Annotated in this window: 23 protein-coding genes and 1 tRNA gene; 22 read left to right on the forward strand and 2 right to left on the reverse strand. The window is 40.8% G+C overall.

What is annotated here, in order from left to right; genetic code table 11:
- Nucleotides 1–90 precede the first annotated feature (90 nt).
- The 22 genes from BFP71_RS16360 (at nucleotide 91) to BFP71_RS16465 (ending at nucleotide 20,749) form a co-directional block, all read left to right on the forward strand.
- Nucleotides 91–1,287, forward strand: a complete 1,197-nt coding sequence (locus BFP71_RS16360) for a DegT/DnrJ/EryC1/StrS family aminotransferase (RefSeq protein ID WP_069836502.1) — start codon at nucleotides 91–93, stop codon at nucleotides 1,285–1,287.
- Complete coding sequence (gene kdsB, locus BFP71_RS16365) at nucleotides 1,284–2,018, forward strand: 3-deoxy-manno-octulosonate cytidylyltransferase (protein ID WP_069836503.1); 735 nt, start codon at nucleotides 1,284–1,286, stop codon at nucleotides 2,016–2,018. The genes BFP71_RS16360 and kdsB overlap by 4 nt, the downstream gene beginning before the upstream one ends.
- On the forward strand, nucleotides 2,018–3,097 hold the full coding sequence (locus BFP71_RS16370) for an iron-containing alcohol dehydrogenase family protein (protein WP_245701861.1): 1,080 nt from the start codon (nucleotides 2,018–2,020) through the stop codon (nucleotides 3,095–3,097). Before kdsB ends, BFP71_RS16370 begins: the two co-directional genes overlap by 1 nt.
- Before the next feature lie 146 nt (nucleotides 3,098–3,243).
- Complete coding sequence (locus BFP71_RS16375; RefSeq protein ID WP_069836504.1) at nucleotides 3,244–4,131, forward strand: sugar phosphate isomerase/epimerase family protein; 888 nt, start codon at nucleotides 3,244–3,246, stop codon at nucleotides 4,129–4,131.
- Nucleotides 4,132–4,599, forward strand: coding sequence for a GNAT family N-acetyltransferase (locus BFP71_RS16380; RefSeq protein WP_069836505.1), 468 nt, complete (start codon nucleotides 4,132–4,134; stop codon nucleotides 4,597–4,599).
- Nucleotides 4,600–4,641: 42 nt separating this feature from the next.
- A complete protein-coding gene (locus BFP71_RS16385; protein ID WP_069836506.1) occupies nucleotides 4,642–5,988 on the forward strand; it encodes a sugar porter family MFS transporter in 1,347 nt (448 codons plus the stop codon).
- 96 nt (nucleotides 5,989–6,084) lie between these two features.
- A complete protein-coding gene (locus BFP71_RS16390; RefSeq protein WP_069836507.1) occupies nucleotides 6,085–8,046 on the forward strand; it encodes an LVIVD repeat-containing protein in 1,962 nt (653 codons plus the stop codon).
- 27 nt (nucleotides 8,047–8,073) lie between these two features.
- Nucleotides 8,074–10,059 (forward strand): LVIVD repeat-containing protein, encoded by a 1,986-nt coding sequence (locus BFP71_RS16395; protein WP_088125086.1) that lies wholly within the window; start codon nucleotides 8,074–8,076, stop codon nucleotides 10,057–10,059.
- A 71-nt stretch (nucleotides 10,060–10,130) separates the two neighbouring features.
- Entirely contained in the window at nucleotides 10,131–11,333 is a 1,203-nt protein-coding gene (locus tag BFP71_RS16400; protein WP_069836508.1) for a YncE family protein, read from the forward strand.
- 78 nt (nucleotides 11,334–11,411) lie between these two features.
- Nucleotides 11,412–11,484 (forward strand) — tRNA-Gln (locus BFP71_RS16405).
- A 183-nt stretch (nucleotides 11,485–11,667) separates the two neighbouring features.
- On the forward strand, nucleotides 11,668–13,290 hold the full coding sequence (locus BFP71_RS16410) for a M1 family metallopeptidase (protein ID WP_069837132.1): 1,623 nt from the start codon (nucleotides 11,668–11,670) through the stop codon (nucleotides 13,288–13,290).
- Nucleotides 13,291–13,296: 6 nt separating this feature from the next.
- Complete coding sequence (locus BFP71_RS16415) at nucleotides 13,297–14,307, forward strand: glycosyltransferase family 2 protein (RefSeq protein ID WP_069836509.1); 1,011 nt, start codon at nucleotides 13,297–13,299, stop codon at nucleotides 14,305–14,307.
- Nucleotides 14,308–14,408: 101 nt separating this feature from the next.
- A complete protein-coding gene (locus BFP71_RS16420; protein WP_069836510.1) occupies nucleotides 14,409–15,068 on the forward strand; it encodes a hypothetical protein in 660 nt (219 codons plus the stop codon).
- Between the two features lie 105 nt (nucleotides 15,069–15,173).
- The gene (locus BFP71_RS16425; protein WP_069836511.1) at nucleotides 15,174–16,112 is read left to right on the forward strand and encodes a ribose-phosphate pyrophosphokinase; all 939 of its coding nucleotides are present in this window, start codon (nucleotides 15,174–15,176) and stop codon (nucleotides 16,110–16,112) included.
- Between the two features lie 10 nt (nucleotides 16,113–16,122).
- Nucleotides 16,123–16,749 carry a 50S ribosomal protein L25/general stress protein Ctc gene (locus BFP71_RS16430; protein WP_069836512.1) on the forward strand — a complete coding sequence of 209 codons (627 nt, stop codon included), beginning with the start codon at nucleotides 16,123–16,125 and terminating at the stop codon, nucleotides 16,747–16,749.
- Nucleotides 16,750–16,814: 65 nt separating this feature from the next.
- The gene (gene pth / locus BFP71_RS16435) at nucleotides 16,815–17,375 is read left to right on the forward strand and encodes an aminoacyl-tRNA hydrolase (protein ID WP_069837133.1); all 561 of its coding nucleotides are present in this window, start codon (nucleotides 16,815–16,817) and stop codon (nucleotides 17,373–17,375) included.
- A gap of 2 nt (nucleotides 17,376–17,377) precedes the next feature.
- Nucleotides 17,378–17,662, forward strand: a complete 285-nt coding sequence (locus BFP71_RS16440; RefSeq protein ID WP_069836513.1) for a thiamine-binding protein — start codon at nucleotides 17,378–17,380, stop codon at nucleotides 17,660–17,662.
- A gap of 65 nt (nucleotides 17,663–17,727) precedes the next feature.
- Nucleotides 17,728–18,066 (forward strand): PadR family transcriptional regulator, encoded by a 339-nt coding sequence (locus BFP71_RS16445; RefSeq protein WP_069836514.1) that lies wholly within the window; start codon nucleotides 17,728–17,730, stop codon nucleotides 18,064–18,066.
- A complete protein-coding gene (locus BFP71_RS16450; protein WP_069836515.1) occupies nucleotides 18,063–18,758 on the forward strand; it encodes a hypothetical protein in 696 nt (231 codons plus the stop codon). The genes BFP71_RS16445 and BFP71_RS16450 overlap by 4 nt, the downstream gene beginning before the upstream one ends.
- Nucleotides 18,755–19,447, forward strand: coding sequence for a hypothetical protein (locus BFP71_RS16455; RefSeq protein ID WP_069836516.1), 693 nt, complete (start codon nucleotides 18,755–18,757; stop codon nucleotides 19,445–19,447). Before BFP71_RS16450 ends, BFP71_RS16455 begins: the two co-directional genes overlap by 4 nt.
- The gene (locus tag BFP71_RS16460; RefSeq protein ID WP_069836517.1) at nucleotides 19,444–20,088 is read left to right on the forward strand and encodes a hypothetical protein; all 645 of its coding nucleotides are present in this window, start codon (nucleotides 19,444–19,446) and stop codon (nucleotides 20,086–20,088) included. Before BFP71_RS16455 ends, BFP71_RS16460 begins: the two co-directional genes overlap by 4 nt.
- Nucleotides 20,072–20,749 (forward strand): hypothetical protein, encoded by a 678-nt coding sequence (locus BFP71_RS16465; protein ID WP_069836518.1) that lies wholly within the window; start codon nucleotides 20,072–20,074, stop codon nucleotides 20,747–20,749. Before BFP71_RS16460 ends, BFP71_RS16465 begins: the two co-directional genes overlap by 17 nt.
- Here BFP71_RS16465 and BFP71_RS16470 read toward each other — a convergent pair.
- Together BFP71_RS16470 and metG are read right to left on the reverse strand one after the other, a co-directional pair.
- Nucleotides 20,746–21,297, reverse strand: a complete 552-nt coding sequence (locus tag BFP71_RS16470; RefSeq protein ID WP_069836519.1) for a hypothetical protein — start codon at nucleotides 21,295–21,297, stop codon at nucleotides 20,746–20,748. The genes BFP71_RS16465 and BFP71_RS16470 overlap by 4 nt on opposite strands.
- A 110-nt stretch (nucleotides 21,298–21,407) precedes the next feature.
- Entirely contained in the window at nucleotides 21,408–23,468 is a 2,061-nt protein-coding gene (gene metG / locus BFP71_RS16475; protein ID WP_069836520.1) for a methionine--tRNA ligase, read from the reverse strand.
- Between the last annotated feature and the right edge of the window lie 2 nt (nucleotides 23,469–23,470).

Here is a 23,470-nt window from a genome sequence, read left to right on the forward strand (position 1 = left end):
ATCTCTCCCATACTGGGATTCTTAAACCTGTTTGGGCTTATGACTCATCAGCTTTTCTAGCTATTTTTGCCAGCAAAACACTCCCTCCTTATGCCTGGATTTGAAATATTTGGTAACGAAGAAAGAAAAGAAGTAAACGACGTTTTAGAGTCTGGTATTTTAATGCGATATGGCTTCGATCATATGCGAAATGGTCATTGGAAAGCCAAAGAACTTGAAAAAGCAATTACCGAAACATTTCAGGTTGGCCATGCACAACTGACTTCAAGCGGAACTACCGCATTGAGCACGGCCATGGCCGTAATGGGTGTTGGTGCAGGTGATGAAGTGATCATGCCAACCTTTACTTTTGTAGCAAGTTTTGAGGCCATCATTGCGGCAGGTGCTACCCCTGTACTGGTCGATATAGATGATACCCTTTGTTTAGATCCGAAAGCCGTTGAACGAGCCATTACTCCGAAAACTAAAATGGTAATGCCAGTTCACATGTGTGGTGCTATGGCACAAATGGACGAGCTTCAAGCGTTATGCAAGGCACATAATATATTGCTTCTAGAAGATGCTTGTCAAGCAATTGGCGGAACTTTTAATGGACAAAAGCTAGGAACCATCGGAGATGGCGGAACCTTCTCCTTTGACTTTGTAAAAACCATTACCTGTGGTGAAGGCGGTGTCTTTTTGACAAATAACGAAGAATATTTTAAAAATGCTGATCACTATACCGATCATGGACATGATCATGTGGGCAGCGATCGCGGTGCTGAAACTCACCCATTCTTGGGATACAACTACAGAATATCCGAATTACACGCCGCAGTTGGCCTAGGACAAATTCGTAAACTAGATCATATCTTGGCAACACAAAGAAAAAACAACGCGGTGATCAAGGCTGCATTAAGCCAAGTCGAAGGAGTTACTTTTAGGCGTATAGCAGATCCTGCAGGTGATAACGCTTCATTCTTGTCTTTCTTCTTGCCGACAGAAGAATTGACCCGATCTGCGCATAAGGCACTGTTAGACAATGGGCTTGGTGGAAATTTCTACTGGTACGACAATAATTGGCATTACATAAAAAAATGGGAGCACTTGAAGAATGCTACTTCACTCTTCCCGCTTAACCCAGGCTTAGTGGAAGCGATCGGTAAGATGGACTTTGAAAACTTCCAGCAGTCTGATGCCATTATGGGGAGAACCATTTCATCGTTAATAAACCTTACTTGGACGGACGAACAAGCCCAAGAAAGAGCCGAGAAAATGGCAGCTACCATTAAATCTGTTCTTTCATGAAAGTTGTAGCACTAATTCCTGCACGATATGACGCTACAAGGTTTCCTGGCAAACTTATGGCCAAGCTTGGTAGCAAAACAGTAATACTCCGCACCTATGAATCTGTGATTAAAACAGGACTATTCGCGGAAACTTACGTGGTCACAGATTCTGATGTCATTTATAAAGAGATTACATCCAATGGTGGGAAAGCTATAAAAAGTCAAAAAGAGCATGAATGTGGTAGCGATCGTATTGCAGAAGCTGCCGAACAAATAGAAGCAGATATCATCGTGAACGTACAGGGCGATGAACCTTTTACCAAAAAAGCTCCATTAGAGCAACTATTAGCTGTTTTTGAAGGAAAGGATGCTGATCAGATCGATTTAGCATCGCTCATGCAAGTACTTACGAAGGTAAACCTAATAGAAGACCCGAATTATGTAAAAGTGGTGGTTGACAACAACGATTATGCGTTGTTCTTTTCTCGATCCCCTATTCCCTACCCTCGCAATAAGGAAGCGGATACAAAATACTTTGAACATATCGGTGTGTACGCCTTTAGAAAACAAGCGCTTTTGGATTTCTACCATACGCCAATGACGGTTCTTGAGGACACTGAAAAAATTGAATGTTTACGATATCTTGAGATTGGTAAAAAAATCAAGATGGTAGAAACAGAATACATGGGTATTGAAATCGATACGCCTGAAGATTTAGAAAACGCGAAAGCATTTATTGAAGAAGACTAATGACAACATTTAAGAACTTCCCAATGGTTAAAATGGTCGTTTACGGCCGAGGTTCATTTGACCAAACCGCCAGTATTTTAGCTTCACAAAGAAAAGGCGACTATCCGTTTATCTTCTTGGTGGATGATATCTTTAAAGAAAGAGAAAGTCTAATCAGCCGCATACCACTTGAGAAAAAAGACAAAGTCATCTTCGCGAGTGCTGAAGACGAACCTAAAACCAAGCAAGTCGATCGTATCGCTAAAGAACTCATCGAGGAATTCGGGGAAGTATCTGGTATCATAGGACTTGGTGGTGGAAGTATGCTAGATTTGGCAAAAGCCGTGGCACTGATGATGACCAACCCAGGTTCTTCAGCCGACTACCAAGGTTGGGACTTAGTAAAAGTACCAGGTGCCTATCACGTAGGGATTCCTACCCTATCAGGTACTGGAGCAGAAGTTTCTAGAACTACCGTACTGACCGGACCTGAGAGAAAACTAGGGATGAACTCTGATTATACGCCATTCGATCAGATCGTACTAGACCCAGCACTGATTAAGAATGCACCAAAAAATCAAAGATTCTACACTGGCATGGACTGCTATATCCACTGTGTTGAATCATTAACTGGAACTTATTTAAACGCATTTTCAAAATCATATGGCGACAAAGCCCTGGAGTTATGTGAAGAGGTTTTCTTGGAAAAAGATGTATGGGATGAGGACTCTGACGATAAACTGATGATGGCATCGTACCACGGTGGTATGTCCATTGCCTACTCACAAGTGGGCGTTGCTCATGCGGTGTCATATGGTCTTAGTTTTTTACTGGGAACCAAACACGGCATAGGTAATTGTATCGTATTTGATCAGCTAGAAGAGTTTTATCCAGAAGGCGTAGAAAAATTCAAAGCCATGGTCGATAAGCATCAAATACATATTCCTAAGGGGATTTGTGCTGGGCTTTCCGATCAACAATTTGAAGAAATGATCGATGTGGCGCTATTCTTGGAACCACTTTGGGAAAATGCTCTCGGAAGTAATTGGCGTGACACTATTACGCGTAAGAAACTTCGAGAAATGTACGAGAAGATGTAATGATAAACTGATACTAAACCACCCAGGTATCGTTTAAGCATTGTTTACCTTTAATTGGGCATACTTATTGAACAAAGAAGCACCGACACTTAATCGATGGTTAGATTAAGATAAATTTAGTAGCTTCCATTTAAATTTTATCTCAAATGAAACGCAGAGACTTTATTGGAAAAACCAGCTTGGCAACAGCCGGATTAATGACAGCACCTAGTTTGGTTTCCAAAGCATTAGAAGACGACATAGTGAAAGTATTTGGATTCCAGGCATATACCGTTCGTGACGTTATTTATGACGATATGGCCGGTACACTAAAAACACTTAGAAAAGCTGGGTTTAGCTATATGGAGTTATTCGACTTTCAGGAAGGAAAACTCCTTGGTAAACCGATCGCAGAGGCTAAAAAGATTATTGAAAAATCTAAAATCAAAGTAAAAAGTATCCACGTCCCAACGGGAGCAGCCAAAGGCCAAAACGTATCTGGCACCATGCGGGTAGATTTCCAACGGGCGATAGATGATGCTGCCGAATTAGGAGCTGAGTACCTCGTTTGCCCCTACTTGACAGCTGACGAAAGAAAAACGATAGATCAATACAAAGAGCTGGCTGAACTGTTACAGAAGTGCGGCGAAATGTGCCAGAAGTCAGGATTAGGGTTTGCCTATCACAATCATGAGTTTGAGTTTGAAAAACTACAAGGCCAAATTCCTTACGATATCATTCTGGAGACAGATCCTTATTACGTAAAATTAGAACTGGACATGTACTGGGTAAGGTATTCAGGGCTTGATCCTATCAACCTGATTCGTGAAAACGCTGGAAGAATTCCAATGTGGCATGTAAAAGACCTAGCACTAGACGATGCGAAAAGCATGACAGAAGTTGGTAACGGCATTATAGACTGGCCACAACTTTTCAGGTATCGTGCTGAGTCAGGTATGCGATACTTCTACATAGAGCAGGATAGAAACTTTGCTTCGAATAGTGTTGATAGCTTGAGAACAAGCATCAAACATTTGAAAAAAATGAGATTCTAGTTGAAAGTCACTAAACTAACAAAGGCATCGTCAAAGGATGCCTTTTTGCTTTCTGGCATAGCGCAAAAAGCGAAGGCACATTGGGGCTATCCAGCCGAATGGCTCGAATTATGGAAGCCAGATTTAACTTTTGATCAAGACTATCTGAACTCCCATAATACTTACACAATTTCAGAGGACGGAACTTCCACCCCACTAGGCTTCTGCATCGTCATTGAGGAGGGTAATCATTTCCAAATTGAACATTGCTGGGTTAATCAAAGCCAAATAGGAAAAGGTTTAGGGAAGAAATTGATGGAAGAAGTGCTGAAAAAAGAACCCTATCTAAATCATGAATTTCAAGTGTTATCAGACCCTAATGCGGTTGGGTTCTATGAAAAATTTGGATTTCAGGTGAAGCAAATGATTCCCGGCGTTCCTGAGGGGCGTGAATTGCCACTGATGGTCATGACGAATCACAGTACCTAGTTTATCCAGAAAGTATTATCTTACTTTCTGTCATTCAACCCTATGCAAACTAACAAACTTCGGTTTTGGTCGATTACAGTCGCTTTAGCCGGTTTTCTCTTTGGATTCGACACGGTCGTTATATCTGGAGCTAACCAACCCATCAAAGAACTCTGGAATACCTCCCCTTTTTTTCATGGCACTTTTATCATGTCTATGGCCCTATGGGGAACCGTTTTTGGCGCTTTACTAGGTGGTATTCCTTGCGATAAATTTGGACGAAAGAAAACGCTATTTTGGATCGGTATACTCTATTTAGTCTCTGCACTTGGATCTGGATTGGCTACAGACCCATATACTTTCTCTTTTTTTCGTTTCATAGGAGGCCTCGGAGTTGGAGCATCTTCGGTAGCAGCACCGACTTATATTTCAGAGATTTCAGGCCCGAAAAACAGGGGCCAACTCGTTGCGCTCTATCAATTTATGATCGTATTCGGGATACTGATTGCCTTTATTTCTAACTATTTACTTGATGGAGTTGGCGGCGCCAACGACTGGCGCTATATGCTCGGAATTGAAGCCCTACCAGCCATTGTTTATTCAATTATGGTGTTAGGCGTTTCAGAAAGCCCTCGGTGGCTTGTTTTAAAGAAAAAAGCACCTGTAGAGGCTTTAGCCGTATTAAAATTGATCAATTCAGAAAACGCTTCGACGGAATTGGATCGTATTACCCAAGATATATCTCCAAAGACTACTAGAGATCGATTATTTTCTAAAAAGTACAGCAGACCTATAATGCTTGCTTTTCTTCTCGCCTTTTTCAACCAACTATCAGGCATCAACTTCATTCTCTATTATGCACCAGAGCTACTTGACACAGCTGGAATTACCGACGCCCTCCTCAGTTCTATTTCCATAGGAGGAATTAACTTGATTTTTACCATGCTCGGAATGTTTCTCATAGATCGGCTTGGTAGAAAACAGCTTATGTATATTGGTTCTGTAGGTTATATCGTGGGCTTAGCAGGAACTGCCTATTGCTTTTATAATGCCGCTGATCCACTCCTTTTACTGAGTTTTATCCTACTATTTATTGCTTCACATGCCATAGGCCAAGGAGCAGTTATTTGGGTATTTATTTCTGAGATTTTCCCCAATCAAGTACGAGCATTTGGGCAGTCATTTGGTTGTGGAGTCCATTGGGTATTTGCCGCTTTAATTACCCTCCTAACCCCAGTCTTTATTGATAAAGAGGACGGCATATTCGGTGAGAATCCTTGGCCGGTTTTTGCCTTTTTCGCCTTTATGATGTGCCTACAATTACTATTCACATGGAAAGTAATGCCTGAAACTAAAGGCAAGTCATTGGAAGTCCTTGAAAAAGAACTCACTCGGCAAATAGACCGATAAAAAAGCAGTGGTTTTTCAAATACCGTACATAGAATTGCTTGTTGTATCGGTATTGAAGATTGAGTACATTCCAGAAAATACCTTAAAACAACTATCATGAAATCAATCCGCAGTTATCTGCTGGCAATGCTAATGGCATTACCAGTTACAATTTTCGCTCAGGAAATTGTAATAGACCCAGCCAACATTGTACTAGATGTTGGTGCTGAGACAAAAATCAACGCTTATGTGATGAAAGATGGCAAAAAACTAGATACTCCTGTAAGGATGTTTTCTAGAGCCAGAAAAAGTCTAAGCGTTAATAGTACCAACACTGTTAAAGCCATATTGCCTGGCACTTTCGACGTCATTGCCATTGCTCCCGGTGCTGAAAGAAAGACTTTTAAAGTGACCGTAAACTTCCCTCCGATTGCCGAAATCAAATTGGACGATATTCCGAATAAAATCTATGCGGGTACACCAATTAACCTGACCTACACCGTAATGGATGAGGCAGGACTAGTGAGAGACAATCCAGATATAGCTTTTTCTTCGCAAAACGAGGCGATCGCTACCGTCAATTCCTTCGGCATGGTGACTACTTATAAGCCTGGTAAAACTTCAATTGAAGTAAAATCAGAAAATGTAGTCAACACGATTAGAATCAACGTGGTAAAAAATCCAATCGAAAGAATTGAACTTTCGGCTGATGGTGATCAAGCGAGAACTGGTGACGTATTCCACTTTAAAGCCAAAGCGCTCGATGCAAAAGGAAAAGAAATAGCTGATGCTCCTTTGTATTACTCATTCAATGGTATTTCTGACAATGTGAGTAGAAACGCCTCTGGTTTGATCAAACAAGATGGCCGATTCGTTGCTGATCAGCCTGGTATGTACACCGTTACCGTTTCGTGCGGCGTAGCATCTGCTTCAAAAAGCGTGAAAATCTCTGCAAGAGACGTTGCAAGGAAAATCGAAGTAGTAGGCCATGGGTCTGTAAACAACAAACACACTTCTGACCTATGGGTTTGGGAAGGTGTTGATGGAAGAGATTATGCCGTTACAGGTACTTGGGGTGCCGATGGTATGGCATACTTCTGGGATGTGACTGATCCTGCAAACATTACTAAAATAGACTCGGTACAAGTAGATGCCCGTACGGTGAACGATGTTAAAATCTCTGAAGACGGTACGATCTGTGTGATCAGCCGTGAAGGAGCTTCTGACCGAAAAAATGGTCTTGTGATCATCGACGTGAAGAACCCTAGAGAGGCGGAGATCATTTCTAGATTTGATGAAAACATGACTGGTGGTGTTCACAACGTATTCATAGCCGATAACCACATTTACGCGCTAAGCGGTGGACAGAAATACTACATCATCAATATTGACGATCCAAAAAACCCTTATGCAGTATCTAAATTCGAACTAGATACACCAGGTCACTCGATTCACGATGTATGGGTAGAAGATGGAATTGCCTATTCTTCTAACTGGTCTGACGGAATACAGCTTGTAGACGTTGGAAATGGAATTGCTGGCGGTTCGGTGAAGAACCCTACACAATTTGCGAGCTACGCTTACCCAAATAATGCGAATCACGCATCCTTCCCTTATCGCAGTAAGTCAACTGGTAAATTCTACGTGATCGGTGGTGATGAAATATTCCCTTACGGACTAAATACACAACCAGGTGGAGTAAACAGAGCAGCAGGTTATTTACACGTAGTAGATTTCACAGATTTAGACAATCCTGAAGAAATCGCACGTTTTGAAGTACCAAATGCGGGTTCTCACAACTACTGGATCGAAGATGATATTCTTTATGTAGCATTCTACAACGAAGGCGTTCGTGTAGTAGACCTTAGCGGAGAATTAATGGGTGACTTAAGAGCACAAGGAAGAGAGATTGCTTGGATTGTACCAAACGATCCGAACGGCTATTCTGCTAACTCACCATTTACATGGGGTGCTCAGCTTTACAAAGGCCATATCTTCTACGCTGACTTTAACAGTGGCTTGTGGTCTGCTAAGTTGGAACCAGAAAAGCCAAAAGAGACTCAGATTCAAAGCAAGTAATTACAACAGACGCTTTAAAGCTGTAAAATGAAAAACATCGAAAAGAAAATGGCAAAAGTCAGCTACTTAATTGTCGCTTGCGCAGCTATCATCATGTTGAGCCCTTCCTTAGCGAAAGCACAGAAGAAAATCGTGGTTTCTAATTCCGATTTAACGCTGTCTGTTGGAGAAGAGCTTAAACTTGATGTCTATGTGACAGATGACGGCAAAAAAACCGATGACCGAATCCGCATCTTTTCGAGAGATAAAAAGAAGGTATTTGTCGACTCTTCAGGCGTCGCACGTGCCTTCTTACCTGGCAAAGTAAACCTGCTAGCTTTTGCTGCAGGTGTACGCCACTCATTTGATATTACGGTAGAATATCCGAAAATATCTGAGATTAAACTTTCGGACATTCCCGAGCAAATTTATCGCGGCACACCAGTTCAATTCAACTATGCCGTCATTGATGATGCAGGACTAACAAGAACAGATGTTCAGGTAGATTTAAGCTCGAGTGATGAAAAAATAGCCACCGTAGATGCCTTTGGCTATATACATAGTAGGCAAACGGGTAAAGTTAATATTACGGCCAAAGTTGATAATATTGAAAATACAGTTAGTCTCAATATCGTTGAAAACCCAGTCCAATACATTGAACTGGAAGTAGATAACGGCGCTGGAAGAACTGGAGACGTTTTTCACTTCAGTGCTAAAGCAATTGATAAAGATGGCCAAGCCATAAACGATTTTCCAATGCGCTATTCTTTTGATGGCATTGCGGATGATGTTTCCACGACGGCATCTGGTCTAATAAGACAAGACGGTAGTTTTGTGGCTGACAAAGCCGGTGTGTACACGGTGACAGTTTCTGCGGGTGTAGCCTCGGCTCAAAAAACCTTACGAATTACACCAAGAAATGTCCAACGAAAGATAAAAACAGTCGGACAAGGAACTGTAAGTGAAAAGTTTACCTCAGACTTATGGGTTTGGGAAGGCCAAGATGGAAGAGACTATGCCGTAACTGGGACTTGGAGTGCTGATGGCACCGCTTACTTCTGGGACGTGACGGACCCTTCCAATATCATTCGAATTGATAGTGTTCAAGTAGATGCTCGGACGGTAAACGATGTAAAGGTTTCTGAAGATGGAAACGTTACAGTCATTAGTCGAGAGGGAGCTTCGAACCGAAAAAATGGTCTCGTAATCCTTGATACGTCTAATCCTCGGGACGTTAAGATTCATGCCACTTACAATCAGAATCTTACAGGAGGAGTTCACAATGTTTTTATTGACAAAGGCTATGTCTATGCCCTCAGTGCAGGACAGAAGTATTATGTCATAGACATTAAGGACCCTAAAAACCCAAAAGCGGTTAGTAAATTTGAATTAGATACCCCTGGACACTCTATTCATGATGTTTGGGTAAAAGATGGTATTGCATACTCATCTAACTGGTCAGATGGTATTCAACTAGTAGATGTGGGTAATGGCATTGCGGGTGGCTCTCCGAAAAACCCAGTCCAATTCGCGAGTTACACCTACCCTAGCGGAGACAACCATGCAGCATTTCCTTTTAAGAGTAAATCGACCGGTAAGTTTTATGTAATTGGAGGTGACGAGGTATTCCCTTATGGTGAAAATGGCTCTTATCTGGCAGGTGGTTACCTCCACATGATAGATTTTACAGATTTAGATAATCCTCAAGAAGTTGCTCGTTTTGAAGTGCCCTTTGCAGGTTCCCACAATTTCTGGGTAGATGAGGAATCTGAAACACTTTATGCCACCTTCTACAATGGCGGCGTAAGAGTAATAGACATTAGTGGAGAATTAATGGGCGATCTCTTAGCACAAGGCCGTCAAATTACTTTTTTCATGCCTGGCGATCCAGATGGATTTATTCCAAATATGCCGCAAACATGGGGAGCGCAACTGCATAAAGGACACCTCTTTTATTCGGATATGCACAGCGGGTTGTGGGTATCGAAAGTTGAGCCGCCAAAAGATGAAAACATTAAATTAGAAAGTAAATAATAAATGGATGGGTAATGAAGAGGAATAGATCTATATCCAGTTCAGTAACTCATTACACAATAAATAAGCATATGAAAAAGATTGCTCTAACTGCCTTAATCGCCCTCATGGCCACCGCTATGCATGCGCAAGACTATTATGTCTATGTAACTGCGGAGTCAGAAGACGAAGTATCAATCGTGAAATTCGATGGTAAAAAGGCTGAAACCATTAAGAATATCCCAGTAGGTGTTTGGCCCCAAGAAATTGAAGGTCCTCATGGTATCACTGTAGATCCAAAAGGTGAATATTGGTACTTGAGCTTAGCCCATGGCAACCCTTATGGCAAACTATACAAGTACAAAACTGGTACTGACGAATTGGTGGGTTCGGTGGAACTTGGCCTCTTCCCTGCTTCTATGCAAATTTCACCCGTTACAGGGTTATTGTATTGCGTGAACTTTAACCTTCACGGCGATATGGTACCGAGTACAGTTTCTGTAGTGGATGTGGAAAGCATGACGGAACTAGATCAGATTACAACAGGTGCAATGCCACATGGTAGTCGAATTTCCGCTGATGGCATGAAGCATTACTCTGTAGCCATGATGTCCGGTGAACTATTCGAAATTGATGCATTCAATCTGAACGTAGCTAGAAAGCTAGACCTAGATGAAGCCTCAAAAAGCTTGGTTGATCATTCTAAAATGGACCATAGCAAGATGGATCACAGTAAGATGGATCATTCTAAAATGGACATGAAAAAGGATGAGAAAATGGACAATATGGACCATTCAAAAATGGATCATAGTAAAATGGACCACAGCAAAATGGATATGGGCGATATGAAGCACTCTGCTTTTAAGCCTACCTGGGTAAGTCCTCATCCGCAAAAGAACTTAGTTTATGTGGCTGGAAATGGTAGTGCAGAAATTCTGGAAATTGATACAGATACTTGGAAAGCCACCCGTAAGTTTATCACCGACAAAGGGCCTTACAATATAGATTTAACGCCTGACGGTAAAATGATGGTCGTTTCATACAAAACTGCTGCCAAGACTGGAATTTGGGATTTAGAAACTGGTAAAGAAGTCGCTAGGCTTGACAATAGCCAGAAAGTCACCCATGGCGTAGCTATTTCTTCTGATAGCCGATATGCATTTGTATCTGTGGAAGGTAAAAATGCCGACCCAGGTATGGTAGATATCATTGACCTTAAGACACTTAAAGTGGTAGACACTGCCTATCTAGGAAAGCAAGCCGGAGGTATCGCTTTTTGGAAGGTTGAGGATTAAGAAAAGTTTCTAAAAATTTCTCAGAAAAGGTTTTCAAATAAAGAGCCAAATACTACTTTTGTACTCCCAATTACAGGATGGTCTATGGTGTAACTGGCAACACGTCTGGTTTTGGTCCAGAAGAGTCTAGGTTCGAGCCCTAGTAGACCAACTAAAATTAAAGCTTCACAGAAATGTGAGGCTTTTTTTATATCCAATTCGTCATCCTGAGCGCCAGCGAAGGAGCTCTATCTTTTGAACGCCAGCCGACTAGTGATAGGCCTGCAATATTTAATTATCTACTACCTAAATGGAAGAAATTGAAGTAGATTGTGTATCGATTAAAACCATTTACATGAAAAAGATTCTGACCGCCTTCCTCCTTCTCTCTAGCTTTTCGGCATTCGCCCAAGAATTTACCAGACAAGATTCTTTAAGAGGAAGTATCACCCCAGAACGTGCGTGGTGGGACCTCACACATTACCATCTAAAAATCGAAGTAATCCCGGAAGAAAAACGCATTACAGGCAGTAATACCATCACATACAAGGTTTTAGAACCTAAAAAGACGCTTCAAGTAGATTTACAGCCGCCGCTTAAAATCACAAAGGTGACTCAAAATGGCACAGCGCTAGATTTCACTTCTGAAGGAAATGCGCACTTTGTTTATCTAAAACAAGCACAAAAAGTGGGTGAAACAGGTGCCATTACGGTGCATTATGAAGGAAAACCAAAGGAAGCCGTCCGTGCCCCTTGGGATGGTGGTTTTAGCTGGAAAAAGGATAGCAATGGAATAGATTTTATTGCTACCTCTTGCCAAGGTCTCGGTGCAAGTGTATGGTGGCCAAACAAAGACCACATGTATGACGAAGTAGAAGGAATGCGGATTAGTGTTGAAGTACCAGAACATTTAGCTGACGTTTCTAATGGTCGCTTGATCGGTACGGATCATAACAAAAAGAAGAAAACGAAGACTTATCACTGGGAAGTCACTAACCCGATCAACAATTACGGCGTCAACCTAAATATTGGTGATTATGTACATTGGAAAGAAGTCTATAAAGGAGAAAAAGGCGATCTAGATATCACCTACTGGGCATTAAAACCTGATGAGGAAAAGGCGCGAGAGACGTACAAAGAAGTACCGCGCATGTTAGAAGCATTTGAGCACTGGTTTGGGCCCTATCCTTTTTACGAGGATGGCTATCAACTGGTGCAAGCCCCATATTTAGGGATGGAACACCAAAGTTCGGTTACCTATGGCAACGGCTTTCAAAACGGCTATTTAGGAAGAGATTTAAGCGCCACAGGATGGGGTTTGAAATTCGACTTTATAATAGTGCACGAATCAGGTCATGAGTGGTTTGCAAACAATGTGACGCATAAAGATCATGCTGATATGTGGATTCACGAAAGCTTCACCAATTATTCGGAAAGCCTATTCCTTGATTACCATTTCGGAAAAGCGGCGGGTCAAGAATATGTGCGCGGTACCAGAACTTCCATAGGCAATCAAAAACCAATGATCGGCCCTTATGGAGTGAACTATAGTGGTTATCCAGGCGATGTTTACTATAAAGGTGGCAACATGCTCAATACCCTGAGAACGATTGTGAACGACGACGACAAATGGCGTGGCGTACTACGATCGATTGGGGAAGAGTTTTACCATAAAACCGTAACATCCGACCAGCTTGAAAAGTACATGGCGCAGTACTTGAACCTTAAACTCGATGGCTTTTTCGACCAATACTTAAGAGATAGAAGACTTCCTACGCTGGAATACTTTTTTAAGGATGGTACGCTCAATTTTCGCTGGATGAATACCATCAGATCTTTTGATATGCCGGTCGATGTGAAAATGAATGGTGAAACGGTAAGAATTAACCCGAAAGCCAACTGGACTAGGGTTGCGACTACTGCGACAGCCCTATCCATAGACCAGAACTATTACATAGGTGTATTGAAAAGCAGATAGCAGATAATGACTGTGGAAAAATGGCTAGTCAGCTTGATCATGCCGATCAAGAACCTCGGGCGATATGTTAAAGAGACTATCGAGTCTGCCTCATCACAAACTTACCAGAACTGGGAACTGATTATCATCAACGATCAATCAACTGATGACACTGCACAAATAGTTCGAGAACTCGCACAACAAGAAAAACGGGTAAAACTGGTCGAAAACGATGGTAATGGCATTATTCCAGCTTTGCAAAAAGGGTTAGGGTTAGCGCAGGGTTCATTCATATCCCGCATTGATGGCGATGATATTATGCCCAAAGATCGGCTTGAACTCATGGTCAATCTAATATTGGGTTCGGAAACTAAAACGGTTGTCACAGGTAAAGTAAAGTACTTCAGTGACTCCCCTATTTCTGATGGTTACATTCAATATGAGGATTGGTTAAACGAAAGAGTAATTCAGGCCGACCATTGGTCGTGGATTTACAGGGAATGTGTAATCGCTTCGCCCAACTGGATGGTCCGAAAGGCCGATTTAGAGGCAATTGGAGGATTTACAAATCTGAATTATCCAGAAGACTTTGATTTAGTCTTAAGATGGTATCAACAGGGATTTACGGTTAAATCCATTCCAAAAACAACATTACATTGGAGAGAACACCCAGCAAGAACATCTAGAAACTCCGCACGCTATCAACAGGAATCCTTTTTTAGGCTGAAAATTGAACATTTCGTAAAGTATCAAAAAGGTGACAAGAAAATAATTGTTTGGGGAACCGTTAAGAAAGGAAAACTGACCAAGCGAATTTTAGACGAATCACGTACACCTTTCATCTGGATGGATTTGAATATACCTGAGAAAAACCACCAAGTGTTGAATCAACAAGTCTTTCATTATACCGCTATCGAAAATCAGTCGAATTTCACGCTACTAATAACAGTCTTCCCTGCCGCACACCAAAGAATAGCATTAGAGCGTTATCTCGGGAGTTTGAACTTGCTACACGGTTCGGACTACCACTTTCTGTAAATCTTTATCGAATCCTTTGGAAAGCGTAAGCAACCAATTGCCTTGGGATTACATCTTAGTGTTGATTTCGGTTAATTCTTATACCTCAACGAACACACTATATGAAAAAGCTATCCTTATTAACACTCATTATTCTTTTATGTGGGTGTAATGAAAATGTTACATTCGATGAGGCACAACCAAGTCATTTAGAGGCGCTCAAGGCTATTCCACAGGCTTATCATGGGAGTTACTTTGATGAATCTGACAGCTCCTTTCTGTATGTTGATGAACTTACTATTGCCGAAAAATTTACGGCCGAGTTAGATTACCCATTAGTAGAGTTTCTAGACGAAATTCAAGAGGATGAGGACCTTGGTTATGTAAAAATAGTCGCTCAAACAAAGGAGCAGCTTTCAATACAAATTGGCGAAACCCAAGTACAATCCTTCGACATAAGAAACGATTCAATCTTTGGCAAAGTGGAAATTATGGACACCCTGTTTTGCATAAAGCATCAAGATGTAGTGAAAGCTTACAAGGACGACCATTACTTCAATATTCTTAATAAGAATGGAGATTTCGCTTTGAGAAAAGTGAACCTAGAAAGCGGAAATTTAGTCATCTCAAAAATTCAAAAAGTCTTGGATGTAAAGCAGTTAATGGCCCTTGAAAACACTACTGGCCATACGGGTAAAGGGCTAAAGCCTACCAAAAGACAGTTTAAAAAAATTGCGAAAAGCAGTTTCACGGAAAATAAGAGATTACGAAAAGTAGAGTAGCTAAACAATCGACTCAAATAGTGCAACAGCCCGTTGTGGAAAGTATTAATCCATGACGGGTTATTTATTTAAAATCACTACATTTGCAGCTCAAATTTTAGCACCGTGAAGAACAAGGCTCAAATAAACAAACTATTTGCAGGAAACGGCTCTCCAGAACTAGGCAAGAGAATTGGCGAATTCTTTGGTCAAGGTTTAGGTGCTATAGAATTGCAAAAATTTAGTGACGGCGAAATGGCGCCCTATTTCAACGAATCAATTCGTGGGGCTAATGTATTTTTAATTCAATCAACCATGGCACCTAGCGATAACTTGCTGGAGCTTTGTCTGATGATTGACGCCGCCAAAAGAGCCAGTGCTTACAAAGCCATTGCCGTTATACCATATTTTGGTTATGCAAGGCAGGATAGAAAGGACAAACCAAGAATAGCCATCGGCGCAAAAATGGTTGCGAACATCCTTACTGCTGCTGGTGCTGATAGAATTATGACGTGCGATCTTCATGCAGGTCAAATACAAGGTTTCTTCGACATACCAGTGGATCACTTGAATGGATCTGCAATTTTTGTCCCTTATTTAAGAAGCCTGAACTTAGAAGATTTACTGTTTGCATCGCCAGATGTGGGTGGTGTTAAAAGAACAAGGTCTTTTGCACAGCATTTCAGTTCTGAAATGGTTGTGATAGACAAACAACGAAAAAAGGCAAACGAAATAGCCGAAATGACCATTATTGGTAATGTTGAAGGCAGAAATGTAGTCCTCGTCGACGACTTGGTCGATACGGGTGGAACACTGTGCAAGGCGGCAAAAATCATTATGGAAAATGGTGCTAAATCTGTAAGAGCGGTGTGTACTCACCCCGTACTTTCAGGCAATGCCTATGATAATATTAACAATTCCGTTTTAGAAGAGCTTGTGGTGACGGATACTATCCCACTTACCCAAGAATCGAGCAAAATCAGAGTATTGACCGTGGCCGAACTTTTTGCAAAAGCCATTAACAATGTGACGACTGACGGATCAATAAGTCAATTATTTATTTAACATATATATTATGAGAGAAGTAGAGATTATAGGGTTTAAAAGAGCAAATCTCGGAAAGGCTGAATCAAACAGATTAAGAGCCGAAGGAAACGTACCAGGTGTACTTTATGGTGGAGACGAGTTAGTGCAGTTTTATGCGCAAGCTATCCAGTTCAGACCAGCATTATACACACCAGATGCATGTTTTATCAAAATCAATATTGAAGGAAAAGAGTACAGAGCAATCGTTCAGGAGTCGCAATGGCATCCTGTAAGTGAAATGCTTTTACACGTTGACTTACTAGAATTAACTGCTGGTAAGAAGGTAAAAATGGATATCCCAGTAAAAACAACTGGAAATGCTCCAGGTGTTGCTAACGGTGGTACTTTAATCCTAAAAAATCCAAAACTTAAAGTTTTGGCATTACCTAAGTACATGCCTGAAAAACTAGAAATAGACATTTCAGAATTGAAAATGGGTAAGTCAATCAAAGTTGGTTCTATTGAAACAGATAACTTTGAAATCCTGACAAGTCCGATCGTAACGGTAGTAACAGTAGCTATTCCACGTGCCCTTAGAGGTAAGAGTGAAGAAGAGCTTGAAGCTGAAGAGGCAGAAGCAGCGGCAGCTGAAGCTGGAGACGCACCTGCAGAATAGCAATAAAAACGTATTTATATTGAAAATCCTGCTCAGCAATGAGTGGGATTTTTTTATTTTCGAGCATGAAGTATTTAATCGTCGGTTTGGGCAATATTGGACCTGAATATGAACTCACGCGTCATAATATTGGTTTTCTGACACTCGATCGACTAGCCGACCAAAAGGACTGCAAATTTGAAATCGATCGGTTAGCAGCACATGCCGATTTTAAGTTCAAAGGCCGAGCTATTCATCTGATCAAACCCACTACCTATATGAATCTTAGTGGTAAGGCCATGAAGTATTGGATGCAGGAACTGAAAATCCCAAAAGAAAACGTTTTAGTGGTTGTCGATGACATAGCTATACCTTTCGGCAAGCTTCGAATGCGCCCAAAAGGATCAAGTGCAGGACATAATGGTCTTAAAAACATCGAGGAACTCACAGGAGGTCAGAATTATGCGCGATTAAAGTTCGGTGTAGGCGATGATTTCCCAAAGGGCAGACAAGTGGACTATGTATTGAGTAATTTCACGAAAACCGAGTTTGAAGAGCTTCCCTTTAGTATGGACAAAGCCATAGATATGATTCTGGGCTTCTGTTCCATAGGCATTAGCAGAACTATGACACAGTATAACGATTAGCCATGCATCAAATTAATCTAGGAATCCAAGTAGTACCGATAGCAGCCGCAGATCAAGGCTACCCAATTATTGACGAATGTATTGCGCTCATTCAAAAATCTGGAATTTCTTACACCGTCACACCGTTCGAAACAGTATTGGAAGGTAATTACAAAGAGATCATGTCTTTGGTCCACGATATTTACGAAAGGGCAAACACGCTAAGTCCTGAAACGGTTATAAACATACGTATTCATTCAAAGCAGAATAAGGACGTAGTTGCAAAGGACAAAACAGATAAATTCTAATCGTTTTCACGGAGAATTTTAATACATAATTTTCTTATGCATAAGAAAATTATGTATACTTGCGTATGTCTTCAAGTAAACTCTTAAAAGGGAGCCTTGCTACTATAGTTTTAAAGCTTTTAGAAGAGCAAGAGAAAATGTATGGTTATGAAATCACCCAGAGAGTAAAACTCATTACTGCTGGAGAATTCAAAATTACTGAAGGAGCCCTCTACCCTACACTTCACAAGTTAGAAGCTGATGGTTTATTGACCACAGAAACAAAAAGAGTAGATGGTCGTGTGAGAAAGTATTACATGCTCACGAAAGAAGGAAATGAAGCTGCGGTTTCAAAAGTGGCTGAACTTGAAGAGTTTATTGTTAGTCTTCAAAAATTGTTGAATCCTAAACTTGGACTTGGATGATTTCGGAAAACGAACACAACGAGATAAATGGTTTCTTGAGAAACGTGGGTGCCGAACACATTGAAGTATATCAAGAGTTGTATGATCATGTAGCCACCTCTTTTGAACAACGAGCCATTACTACTCAAGATATAAAAACGCACATTCGTGAAGTAGTACAACCAAACCTTGGTGGTACACTGGGCATCAAAAAGATCATAACAGCAAGAACCAAAGCTTTTAACAAAGAAGTTTACGGACGAGCTTGGGATATTTTCAAAGACTATTTTATAGGCTGGCCAAGTGTTCTAATATCTATACTCACAGTAGCTATTGTTTTAGTCGGTAGAGAATACTGGGGTATTGGTACGATTACTAAAGCAGCTCTAGTTTTTGGCGTAATGGCTCCTCCTCTATTGACCGTAGCGGGTATGCTACTTCATTATTTGGATGGGAGAAGAAAGAAGCTCAAGGTTACCTCTAGTCTTAGAAACCAAGTAGTCATTAGGTTCGCCACTTTTGGAACCACGCTAACACAGGTATCTTTTTTCCTAATCGGTGGAATGATTTTCGGTGATACCGGACTGATCTACAAACTACTCATTAACAATCCATTACTAGGACTCTCATTATCCGTCATCTTTATTCTTTATGGATGTGTCTCATTACAGCTGCTAAAGGAAAAGTTTCACTTTAAAATTGCTGTATCATGACGGTTAGAGAATCTAGAGTTATCAGAAACTTTATTCTCAAGGCAAATGTAGAGGAGATGGAGTTCTATGAAGAAATTTATGACCATATAGCCTCTAGTTATGAGCAGAGAGCGTCAGCCGATGAGTGTATAGAAGACCATATAACGAATGTTATAGTGCCATCTTTCGGTGGAGTTGAAGGCTTAGAAAGTATGGTTGATAAGCAGAAGAGGTTAAGCAGAACTAGGGTCTTCAACAACGCATTTAAGAAGTTTTCTGCCTTTTTTACCACGGCATCTGGTTTATTAAAAAGTCTGCTAGTAGCTTCATTCATTTATCTGCTAAGTACTTTTGCTAGTGAATTTATCTTCTTAACGACAATTGATATCATTTTCATCATACCAGCAATTACAGCTTATGTCATGCAATTGCGCTTTAAGTATCTATGCCGTAAACGCCGACTCCCTTTCAAGACAAGCTTTACAAATCAAATGGTTTTCCTCATATCCATTATGTGTATCGGTTTGTTTCAGGGGCTGCCAGACATTATTCATAGAATAGCTGTTGGAAGCCGCTTTAATACTCTGACTTATTTGGAGCAATTTGATTTTATATTCTTTCCTGTCGTCTTTCTATTCACAATTTACACTTGGGTTTGCTTGACGCTAATTGCAAAAAGTACTCGATTAAACACTAGTGCTACCTTATGAAACTCGCACACTACCAATTAGAACAGATAGAAGAGTACATCAAAGATCAGAATATCTGGTATGACGATGTAAGACAAGAACTACTGGATCACATGGCTACTTCTGTTGAAGAGAAAATGGATAAAGAAGATAGTTCATTTGTCGATGCCTGTGCTAAAGTATTCACCGAAATTGACATCCCTCGATTCCAACGGCATAAGCTTAAATTCGAGCATATCGCTACTTTAAAGGAGGCAGGAAATGAAATGCTGACTTTCTTTAAAGGAATAAAGCTGTTCTACTTGGTAATGATAATTTCGGCTTGTGCAATCGCACTTGCACAGCCTCAGTTCATCAAAGAATGGTTCTGGACACTAACCGTTTGGTGTCCCGTTTTACTGCTCTTCTACTTTGTTTTAGTACCCATTTATGCAAGAAAGTATCGAGTTTTATACCTCAGTTATTATATGAGCCGGGTAAATGCACTGTTTACCCCCACGTTTCTCTCAGTCTCGGTACTAGGCTACTTAGACACCTGGTTCCTACAGCATACTTCCATAGCGTTAGTGGTCTTTTCTATTTTCTATCTATTTGTAATATCAGGTTTAAGCGTTTTGCACAAAACTTTAAAGAAGGTAAAATCTAATGTCGCTTACTACTGATCAAATCGCTCAAATCAAGAAATTCATCAATAGTCGCGGCTTCACACATATTGAAGTTGAGATGGAAATCTTAGATCATGTGGCGTCGGCTGTGGAAGATAAGCTAGAACAAAACCCCAACATTTCCATTGAGAAGGCCATTCGGGAAGTTCATGCTTCTTTTGGAATTTTTGGATTCTCAACCATTCAAGATCAAAAATCGGCTGAATTCAGTAGAATCCTAAAGAAACAATTCTGGCAGGAGCTTAAAAGCTTTTTCACGGCCAAACGTGGCGGAATTAATGTCATTATTCTCCTGTCAATGCTGATTCTCATTCAACTAAAAGGGTATCTCGGTATATATATGGTATCTTATATCCCATTCTTACTTGTTGTTCTGGCCTCACTCGCAATAGGCATATCTTCTCATTGGAAATTCAGAAAGTGGAAGAGAAAGTCTTTGATGCTCACAGCATCATTAATTCCATTATATCTATTTCAGCCCCAAATGGGCAACTTTATTTCTATCCTTACGCGAAATATATCTGAAACAGATCCTGTACTGGCAGGAGTATTCCTAATGAGTTCAAGTTATGTGCTGCTACTTTTAGAGTTAAGCTGCTATTATACAATACAATGGGGCTATAAATGGACTTATGATAGGTATCTGAAATATACCTAAAATGAAAATTGCTCTGATTTGTCAATTTCCACAGGACAATCACAGGGTTTAGGAACTCCACCAAAAACTACTTGCCAACAATCGCCATAAATAGATTGATAGATCATTTCGATCCTAATTTTAGCAATGCGCTTTTGAAGTAACCTGGTTTTTTCGTTCCACTGAAATCTAACCATAGGCATATTATATCCTGGCTCTAAAACACTTCCGTTCACGTTGTGAATCGAATAGTTGTTCCAACCTATCCCATGATCTTCTCCGAGCATTTTCGTTAGCAATTCTTGTAGATCGTTTACTTGCTCTTGACCGGCTCTTACTTTTAGAGACTTGACGATTGCTGGGCCTACCCCCTTATTACTTGCTTCGAATGCAAATCCTTCGCTATCATATTGTTGTCCCATTTCGACATAAGGCCAAACAGAATTTTTCTGTTGTTGTCGCATTATACCTACTTCGTAAAATGAGACCGCTAATGCACAAACGCTTACGATAATTGCGGCGACAGCGACAAAGCTTTCGGCTTTGACTTTAGATTTAAAAATTGCCATGTTCTTAAAAAATATATTGCCTTCACAACTCTGTGAAGGCAATATTGTTTGGCAATTATTTGTTCTTTTTTGATTTGATAGTGCGCTGTGGACACTGTAGATGGTAACGGCTAGCTAATAACCGAACCAGGATTTACTTTCTCGTTAGGCTGGATAAGACGTAAATTACCTTCTGAATCTTCTGCCATTAGGATCATTCCTTGAGATTCTACCCCCATCATTTTTCTTGGCGCTAAGTTGGCAATGATAGTCACTTGCCTACCGATCATTTCTGCGGGATCATATTGTTTGGCAATTCCACTGAGTATTGTTCGCTTGTCCACACCTGTATCAATCAGAAATTGCAATAGCTTATTCGATTTCTCTACTTTTTTAGCTTCGAGTATCGTTCCAACCCTTAGGTCTAACTTCATGAAATCATCAAAGACTATATCATCTTTCATAGGAGTTACCTCTATTTCCTTATTCTCCATTTCGTTCTTTTTCTTTGTCTGCTCTAACTTCTCAATTTGAGCGGTAATAGTACTGTCTTCTAATTTTTGGAATAATAGTGTTGGCTTTTCTAGCTGATCGCCTTCAGCGACCAAATCATCTTTGCCGGCACTTTGCCAATCCAGCTTTTCAAGTCCTAACAGGCTGTTTATTTTATCTGAAGAAAATGGAATAAATGGCTCTGCCACTATGCCCAAATTCGCGATCAATTGTAAAGAAATATTAAGTATGGTGCCAACACGTTCTTGATCTGTTTTAATCAGTTTCCAAGGCTCCGTATCTGCCAAATATTTGTTTCCAACTCGGGCCAACTCCATCATTTCGGCTAAAGCCTCTCTAAATCTATATCTAGAAATAGCTTTGCCTACTTTTTCAGGCGCTTTGCCAAGACTATCCAATACGGCTCGATCAATATCAAAAAGCTCGGCTTTAGCAGGTACTTTACCGTCAAAGTACTTATGTGTTAATACAACCGCCCGATTGACGAAATTTCCTAAAATCGCAACAAGCTCATTGTTGTTTCTGGCTTGAAAATCCTTCCAAGTAAAATCATTATCCTTGGTTTCAGGCGCATTTGAGCATAGCGCATATCTAAGTACGTCTTGTTTATCAGGCAGGTCTTCTAAATACTCGTGCAGCCAAACTGCCCAACTCCTTGAAGTCGAAATTTTATCACCTTCAAGGTTCAAAAACTCATTGGCTGGTACATTATCTGGTAAAACATAATCGCCCATAGATTTTAGAATCGCAGGGAAGATTATGCAGTGAAAAACGATGTTATCCTTACCGATAAAGTGGACTAATTTGGTGTCTTTGCTTTTCCAGTATGGTTCCCAATCTTTTCCTTTCTCCTCGGCCCATTCTCTTGTCGCCGAAACATAACCAATTGGCGCATCGAACCAGACATAAAGCACTTTCCCATCTGCACCTTCAACTGGGACTTTGATACCCCAATCTAAATCTCTAGTCATGGCACGTGGCTGTAACCCACCATCTATCCATGATTTACACTGCCCCCAAACATTGGGTTTCCAATCAGATTTATGCCCTTCTACGAGCCATTCTTTCAGCCAACCTTCATAATTCTGTAGTGGTAAATACCAATGTTTGGTTTCTTTTGTAACAGGCGGATTTCCACTCAACGTCGACTTCGGGTTAATCAAATCGGTTGGGTTTAAAGAAGATCCGCAGTTTTCGCATTGATCGCCATATGCCTCAGGGTGACCGCATTTTGGACAGGTACCCATGATATAGCGATCGGCCAAGAATTGTTTTTCTTGCTCGTCGAAGTACTGCTTACTGACGCGCTCTTCGAACTTTCCTTCGTCATAAAGCTTCTTAAAAAACATCTGAGCAGTCTCGTGATGCTTTTCATTAGACGTACGAGAATAGATATCAAAAGAAATACCAAGCTTACTCATGGAATCCTTGATCATACCATGGTATTTGTCAACTATGGCTTGTGGCGTGGTTCCCTCTTTTCGAGCCCTCATGGTAATGGCCATACCGTGCTCGTCGGACGCACAAATAAATGCTACATCCTCTCCTTTCGACCGTAGATAACGCGTATAAATATCTGCTGGAACATAAACACCCGCTAAATGACCGATGTGAATAGGTCCATTGGCGTAAGGCAAAGCGGCGGTGACCGTATGTCTTTTGAAATTCTGATTACTCATAG

The organism is Roseivirga misakiensis (genome assembly GCF_001747105.1).
In the GTDB taxonomy this organism is placed as follows: Bacteria; Bacteroidota; Bacteroidia; order Cytophagales; family Cyclobacteriaceae; genus Roseivirga; species Roseivirga misakiensis.

Bases quoted from the DNA above. Each gene is read 5' to 3' on its own strand.
- BFP71_RS16375 (WP_069836504.1), top strand. From the start codon at position 3,244: ATGAAACGCAGAGACTTTATTGGAAAAACCAGCTTGGCAACAGCCGGA.
- BFP71_RS16465 (WP_069836518.1), top strand. From the start codon at position 20,072: ATGTCGCTTACTACTGATCAAATCGCTCAAATCAAGAAATTCATCAAT.
- BFP71_RS16455 (WP_069836516.1), top strand. From the start codon at position 18,755: ATGACGGTTAGAGAATCTAGAGTTATCAGAAACTTTATTCTCAAGGCA.
- BFP71_RS16445 (WP_069836514.1), top strand. From the start codon at position 17,728: ATGTCTTCAAGTAAACTCTTAAAAGGGAGCCTTGCTACTATAGTTTTA.
- kdsB (WP_069836503.1), top strand. From the start codon at position 1,284: ATGAAAGTTGTAGCACTAATTCCTGCACGATATGACGCTACAAGGTTT.
- metG (WP_069836520.1), bottom strand. From the start codon at position 23,468: ATGAGTAATCAGAATTTCAAAAGACATACGGTCACCGCCGCTTTGCCT.
- BFP71_RS16395 (WP_088125086.1), top strand. From the start codon at position 8,074: ATGAAAAACATCGAAAAGAAAATGGCAAAAGTCAGCTACTTAATTGTC.
- BFP71_RS16400 (WP_069836508.1), top strand. From the start codon at position 10,131: ATGAAAAAGATTGCTCTAACTGCCTTAATCGCCCTCATGGCCACCGCT.
- BFP71_RS16460 (WP_069836517.1), top strand. From the start codon at position 19,444: ATGAAACTCGCACACTACCAATTAGAACAGATAGAAGAGTACATCAAA.
- BFP71_RS16430 (WP_069836512.1), top strand. From the start codon at position 16,123: ATGAGAGAAGTAGAGATTATAGGGTTTAAAAGAGCAAATCTCGGAAAG.
- BFP71_RS16410 (WP_069837132.1), top strand. From the start codon at position 11,668: ATGAAAAAGATTCTGACCGCCTTCCTCCTTCTCTCTAGCTTTTCGGCA.
- BFP71_RS16385 (WP_069836506.1), top strand. From the start codon at position 4,642: ATGCAAACTAACAAACTTCGGTTTTGGTCGATTACAGTCGCTTTAGCC.
- BFP71_RS16450 (WP_069836515.1), top strand. From the start codon at position 18,063: ATGATTTCGGAAAACGAACACAACGAGATAAATGGTTTCTTGAGAAAC.
- BFP71_RS16360 (WP_069836502.1), top strand. From the start codon at position 91: ATGCCTGGATTTGAAATATTTGGTAACGAAGAAAGAAAAGAAGTAAAC.
- pth (WP_069837133.1), top strand. From the start codon at position 16,815: ATGAAGTATTTAATCGTCGGTTTGGGCAATATTGGACCTGAATATGAA.
- BFP71_RS16415 (WP_069836509.1), top strand. From the start codon at position 13,297: ATGACTGTGGAAAAATGGCTAGTCAGCTTGATCATGCCGATCAAGAAC.
- BFP71_RS16390 (WP_069836507.1), top strand. From the start codon at position 6,085: ATGAAATCAATCCGCAGTTATCTGCTGGCAATGCTAATGGCATTACCA.
- BFP71_RS16470 (WP_069836519.1), bottom strand. From the start codon at position 21,297: ATGGCAATTTTTAAATCTAAAGTCAAAGCCGAAAGCTTTGTCGCTGTC.
- BFP71_RS16420 (WP_069836510.1), top strand. From the start codon at position 14,409: ATGAAAAAGCTATCCTTATTAACACTCATTATTCTTTTATGTGGGTGT.
- BFP71_RS16370 (WP_245701861.1), top strand. From the start codon at position 2,018: ATGACAACATTTAAGAACTTCCCAATGGTTAAAATGGTCGTTTACGGC.
- BFP71_RS16440 (WP_069836513.1), top strand. From the start codon at position 17,378: ATGCATCAAATTAATCTAGGAATCCAAGTAGTACCGATAGCAGCCGCA.